Annotated in this window: 1 pseudogene; it reads right to left on the bottom strand. The window is 66.7% G+C overall.

Features of this window, described 5'->3' with window-relative positions:
* Positions 1-273 (bottom strand): annotated as a pseudogene (locus tag EXE48_RS18310) (hypothetical protein); the annotation flags it as partial.

Genomic DNA, 273 nt, shown 5'->3' with positions numbered 1-273 from the left:
GCGTGGTCGCTCTCCGGGTCGACGTACACCTTCTGACTCGCCGACCCGTTCACACTCACCCGCGTCCGAAGATCGCTGAGATCGAGCCGCGCCGCGCTCGAGAACAGCCGGGCAAAGAACGGCCGGCTGGTGCCGAGAAAGGGGTTCCGGCCGTTCCCGTCCGGCGCCCGTATGGTCTTGAGGAGCGACAGGTCCTCGAAGAGCTCGTCGTAGTAGCCGTCCTCGTCGAGCGATATCCGGTCGCTCGTAGACGCCGACGACTCCGAACCCCCG

The sequence above is a fragment of the Halorubrum sp. ASP1 genome (assembly GCF_005435135.1).
Lineage (GTDB): Archaea > Halobacteriota > Halobacteria > Halobacteriales > Haloferacaceae > Halorubrum > Halorubrum tropicale.
The sequence above is the reverse complement of the archived record's forward strand: the minus strand, read 5'-3'. Positions and strand labels throughout refer to the sequence as shown.